Consider the following 5,040-nt stretch of genomic DNA (forward strand, 5'->3'; position numbering starts at 1 on the left):
GGGCAAATATGTCGAGCCAATAGGATGTGTTCGGGGCGGCTTCCATTGGATCTCTCTGTGGCGCAACAACTGATGAAATGCGAATGTACGTGAATCTGACCGGTTCGCAAATCTCGCGGATAGGCGTTTACAGGCTTTTTCTTTGACTTTTGCGCCGGGTGACCTATGTCGTAGAAACGCAAGGTGAAGTCGGTGCCGGGCTGCGGCAAATGTTGCCAGCAAGCCATTATGCGTCACAGGTGCTCTCACCAATTCAAAGGCGCTAAATGTTTCTGTCGGTTTTCGATCTGTATAAAATCGGCATCGGTCCGTCGAGTTCCCATACGATGGGCCCGATGACCGCTGGCAGCCTGTTTCTTGAGGAACTCAAGAGCGGGCAATGGCCACGGCCGACCGGCGTCAAGGTTGATCGGCTGCGCGTGCACCTGCACGGTTCGCTGGCTTTTACCGGCATCGGCCACGCAACCGACCGCGCTGTCATTCTCGGGCTCTGCGGCCTGTTGCCAGCCACCGTCGATCCAAACGAAATGGACGCACTGCTCGAGACCGTGAAGCAGACCAAACGCATTTCGCCCGAAGGCCATCCGTCCTATCGCTTCGATCCGGCGACCGATCTCATCATGGATCGGCGTACGCCACTTCCCGGTCACGCCAACGGCATGGCATTTGAAGCCTATGACGTCGATGAACGGTTGCTCTTACGCCGGATTTTCTATTCGGTCGGCGGCGGTTTCGTCGTGACCGAGGAAGAGTTGGAGGCTGCGAAAACCCGCACAGCGCCGAAGCCGGAACATCCGGTACCTTTCCCGTTCAAGAATGCCGCTCAGATGATGAGCATGGCCAAGGAAAGCGGCCTTTCCATTGCTGAGATGAAGCGCAGCAACGAAGAAGTCTTCATGAGCCGCGATGAGCTGAACGCGGGTCTCGACCGGATCTGGGCTGCGATGCGCTCCTGTATCGATCGCGGCTTGGAGCAGGAAGGCATCATGCCCGGCGGCCTCAAGGTCAAGCGCCGCGCACGCTACCTGCACGATCGCTTGCAGGAAGAGTGGCGGCAAAACCGCATCAATCCGCTGCTGGCCAATGACTGGCTCTCTGTCTATGCGATGGCGGTCAATGAGGAGAACGCAGCGGGCGGGCGGGTTGTAACGGCGCCAACCAATGGCGCCGCCGGCGTCGTTCCTGCGGTGCTGCGCTACTATCTGCATTTCCACGACGATGCCGACGACAACGGCATTCGTGATTTCCTGCTGACCTCGGCGGCTATCGGCGGGGTGATCAAGACCAATGCGTCGATTTCGGGTGCAGAAGTCGGTTGTCAGGGCGAAGTGGGTTCCGCATCCGCCATGGCTGCCGCCGGACTTGCTGCGGTGCTTGGCGGTTCGCCGGAACAGATCGAAAATGCTGCCGAAATCGCGCTGGAGCATCATCTCGGCATGACCTGCGACCCGGTGGCTGGGCTTGTGCAGGTGCCCTGCATCGAACGCAATGCGCTTGGTGCGGTGAAGGCGGTTACGGCAGCTTCGCTGGCGGTCAAGGGCGATGGCACGCATTTCGTGCCACTCGATGCCTGCATCGAAACGATGCGGCAGACCGGCGTCGACATGAACGAACGCTACAAGGAAACCAGTCTTGGCGGGTTGGCCGTCAATGTCGTCGAGTGTTAAAGACCTTTGCCAATCCACCCTGATGGTCATCTGACGCGATTTTCTGCGCTTCCGGTGCTCACGGACCAACATGTCCGCTGCGCGCCGGTTCTCGAAAACCGCAACAGCTAACTCATCAGGCTGAATTCTCAACAGGTCTTTTGCGGCGCTTGTGGAGAAGCTGCCATTATGGTTGACGCCACAACCTGAAAGCGTAAAGGCTAGGGCATGGCCCTCAATCTCGTAAAACTCTGTGTCGGATCCAGTGCAATCGAAGAACTCGCAGCATGGATCGATTTCAGGCTTGACGAGCGCAGACGGGCAGGGCTACCGGCTGAACAATTCCACACGACCCGCATGGTACCAAAGCGCGTCGAGGAACTGCTCGACGGTGGATCGCTCTATTGGGTGATCAAGGGCAATGTCCAATGCCGCCAGCGACTGACGGATATCAGGACCTTTACCGACGATGAAGGTATATCGCGCTGCCACCTCGTGCTCGACCCGCGCATCATTCCAACGGAATGGCAGCCTCGCCGGGCATTTCAGGGCTGGCGTTATCTGACCAGCGAAGACGCGCCATTCGATGAAGGACACGGCAAGATCGGGCGGGCGAAACTGCCGCCAGAACTGCGTAACGAGCTTGCAGCTCTAGGCTTGCTCTAGGAAACCCGAAGTCTTACCGCTGACACGCCATTGCGGCTGTCAGAGTGCAAACGCAGCCGGACAGGCGGCATTGCGGCGCGCCGCGTGCGCGCGGCCTGACAAAGCAGCACATTCACCAGATCCATGGTCTTGAAGGCAGAATTGCCGCGGCGCAGGTCAGCAATCTTCATTGCAGCCTGTTGCAGGGCCTGCATGCCGCCGAAGAATGGCTTGGTTTCTCTGGCTGTCAGATCAGCCGGGCTCTGTATTTCTTTGGTACTGGACATTCGCAAAACCCTTTACGCTATACAAATCGGGGTCTTTCAGATCGCGTGCCTTACGATTGCGGAGCAATGGCAAAGCAGTTGAATTTCTGGCGTTTCAGTGCGGCGCAAGCATTGTTGGCTTCCTTGGCGGAGGAGATGCCGGCAAAGCGAACGCGGTGATAAGTTGTCGAGCCCTTCTGGAACTTTTCCGTATAGGGCGAGAGTGCTKCGATCGGACCGCCAACCTGCGCGGCGGCCTTGGATAGCATTGCCTTGGCTTCTTCGGAGCTGCCGACCGAAGCGATCTGCACCATCCAGCCGCCCGAAGGCGCAGATGCGGTTGTCACCGGATCGACCTCGTCCACATCGCCTTCGCCGATTTCAACCTTCGGCGATGGAGCAGGGACATGCAGAATACGTTCGGCTGGCGATGGGGTCGGTGCCGGTTCTACATAAGCCGTCACGATCTCTGCCGGCTGTTCGGCCATTGCCTGCTCACGTTGAACGGGGATTGGCGCCTCGGCGCTCGCGGGCAGTTCAACAGCCGCAACCTCGACCTTGCTGTTCTTGCGCGAAGCAATCAGATTGCCGCCATCACGGCGCGATGCCGCCGGGAGATATTTGGCAATGAGACCAGCCATCTGAGCATCGCGCGCCGGCGTGCTGGATCCGCCCATGACGACCGCAACGAGCTTCTTCCCGTCAGTGCTGACTGACGAAACCAGGTTGAAACCAGAAGCGCGGGTATAGCCGGTCTTAATACCATCAACACCCTCGATCTTGCCGAGAAGGCGGTTGTGGCCAACGATACGGCGACCACGGTAGCTGAAGCTTCTGGTGGAGAAGTAGCTGTAATACTGTGGAAAGTGCTCACGAAGAGCGACGCCCAGCAATGCGAGGTCTCGTGCGGACGAATGTTGATTGGGGTCGGGCAGGCCGTTTGCATTGCGAAACTGCGTATTGCGCATGCCAAGTTGGCGGGCCTTGTTGGTCATCATCACGGCAAAGCGTGGTTCCGATCCGCCAAGGAACTCTGCGATAGCTGTGGCCGAGTCGTTGGCCGATTTGGTGATGAGCGAGAGAATCGCAGCTTCCGCACTTATCGTCTGTCCGGGCTGGAAGCCAACTTTCGTTGGTGGCTGCGCTGCCGCGTAGGCAGAGACGGGAATTGGTGTCGATTTGGAAACCTTGCCGGATGCCATAGCATCGAACAGCATATAAATCGTCATCATCTTCGTCAGGGAAGCCGGATAGCGCTGCGCGTCCGCATTGGATGAATACAGCGTCTTGCCCGTATTGGCATCGACGACGATAGCCGCTTCTTTCGAAGCTGCGACTGCCGAAGGCGACTCAGCGATGTTTATCCCGGCGCCTAACAGCAGAGCCAGAAATGCATAACCCAGTTTTTGTACGTAGTTGGAACCTTGGTGGGCCTTATGATGCACAATCAACACCTGCTCGAATATGCGCGTAGAAACTTTCCTGATGACCCTGATTCATCAGAACGAATTTTTTGACTTTAGTCGAACCAGCGTTACCAAACTGTTTATGGTAACCGGGCCGTTCACCTTTTCCGCAATATTTGGGTTAAATTTTAGATGAATATTGCAGTGCGGTATAAATTTGACTTTTTGTGCACCGCACCCTACCTCTGGGTGGGTAGGAAATTTCACCTTTGAAAGGATCTACAAATGGCCACTCCGTTCGAAACACTGAATGAATCGAGCAAGGAATTTGCCAATACCGCGATGAAGAGCGTTTCGGCTCTCACCCATGGGTTGCACACGATCGCCAACGAGGCGGCCGACTATTCCAAAAAATCATTCGAAGAGAGCAGCGCACTCATCGAAAAGCTGGCTACCATCAAGTCGCCGGAACAGATATTTGAAACCCACAGCGTCTTTTCGAAAAAGGCATATGAAGCCTTTGTTGTTCAGGCGACGAAATTCGGTGAGCTCTATGCCGATCTCGCCAAGGAAGCCTACAAGCCCTATGAGGCAGCCGTAGCGAAGGTGACGAAGTAAATATCATCTATTTCGTCGCTCCAAAAAGCCCGGCTGCCATGCGCAATCGGGCTTTTTTTATTTCTGCGGAGCAATTCGGCCTTTGCAACCGCAACTTGATATTGCAAGCTTCAGGAGAGGGCTTAAAATCAAGCCGGAGCGACCTACATAGAATACATAGAGCGACACACTATAAGAATGCGGGTATCGGAAAAGATGAAGCGGTTTTCACCCATGATGCAGGATGAGGACAAGGGAAGCGGCAACGGCCCCGGTCGGGGAACGGCTGTCATAACCCGGACCAAACCCAAACTGAAAAAGCCCAGTCTTTATCGCGTGTTGCTTCTGAATGACGATTACACGCCCATGGAATTCGTCATTCACGTCCTGGAGCGGTTTTTCCAGAAGAACAGAGAAGATGCTACACGCATCATGCTCCATGTGCATAATCATGGGGTCGGAGAATGTGGTGTCTTTACC

General features: G+C 56.0%; 6 protein-coding genes. 4 read left to right on the plus strand and 2 right to left on the minus strand.

Annotated elements, in window-relative coordinates; genetic code table 11:
* Window positions 1-266: 266 nt before the first annotated feature.
* Window positions 267-1,667, plus strand: a complete 1,401-nt coding sequence (locus ACXJ5O_RS18570) for an L-serine ammonia-lyase (protein ID WP_457301187.1) — start codon at window positions 267-269, stop codon at window positions 1,665-1,667.
* Window positions 1,668-1,874: 207 nt separating this feature from the next.
* A complete protein-coding gene (locus ACXJ5O_RS18575; RefSeq protein WP_457301188.1) occupies window positions 1,875-2,312 on the plus strand; it encodes a DUF1489 family protein in 438 nt (145 codons plus the stop codon).
* Here ACXJ5O_RS18575 and ACXJ5O_RS18580 read toward each other — a convergent pair.
* Both ACXJ5O_RS18580 and ACXJ5O_RS18585 read right to left on the minus strand, forming a co-directional pair.
* Window positions 2,309-2,578, minus strand: a complete 270-nt coding sequence (locus ACXJ5O_RS18580; protein WP_457301189.1) for a hypothetical protein — start codon at window positions 2,576-2,578, stop codon at window positions 2,309-2,311. The two genes, ACXJ5O_RS18575 and ACXJ5O_RS18580, sit on opposite strands and share 4 nt — an antisense overlap.
* Before the next feature lie 50 nt (window positions 2,579-2,628).
* The gene (locus ACXJ5O_RS18585; protein WP_457301190.1) at window positions 2,629-4,002 is read right to left on the minus strand and encodes an SPOR domain-containing protein; all 1,374 of its coding nucleotides are present in this window, start codon (window positions 4,000-4,002) and stop codon (window positions 2,629-2,631) included.
* A 246-nt stretch (window positions 4,003-4,248) separates the two neighbouring features.
* Here ACXJ5O_RS18585 and ACXJ5O_RS18590 point away from each other — a divergent pair, with 246 nt between their 5' ends.
* Window positions 4,249-4,581 carry a phasin family protein gene (locus ACXJ5O_RS18590; RefSeq protein WP_457301191.1) on the plus strand — a complete coding sequence of 111 codons (333 nt, stop codon included), beginning with the start codon at window positions 4,249-4,251 and terminating at the stop codon, window positions 4,579-4,581.
* A 195-nt stretch (window positions 4,582-4,776) separates the two neighbouring features.
* Window positions 4,777-5,040: ATP-dependent Clp protease adaptor ClpS (locus tag ACXJ5O_RS18595; RefSeq protein ID WP_457301192.1), on the plus strand; the 264-nt coding region annotated here is incomplete at its 3' end.

Source organism: Phyllobacterium sp. P5_D12, from assembly GCF_054049495.1.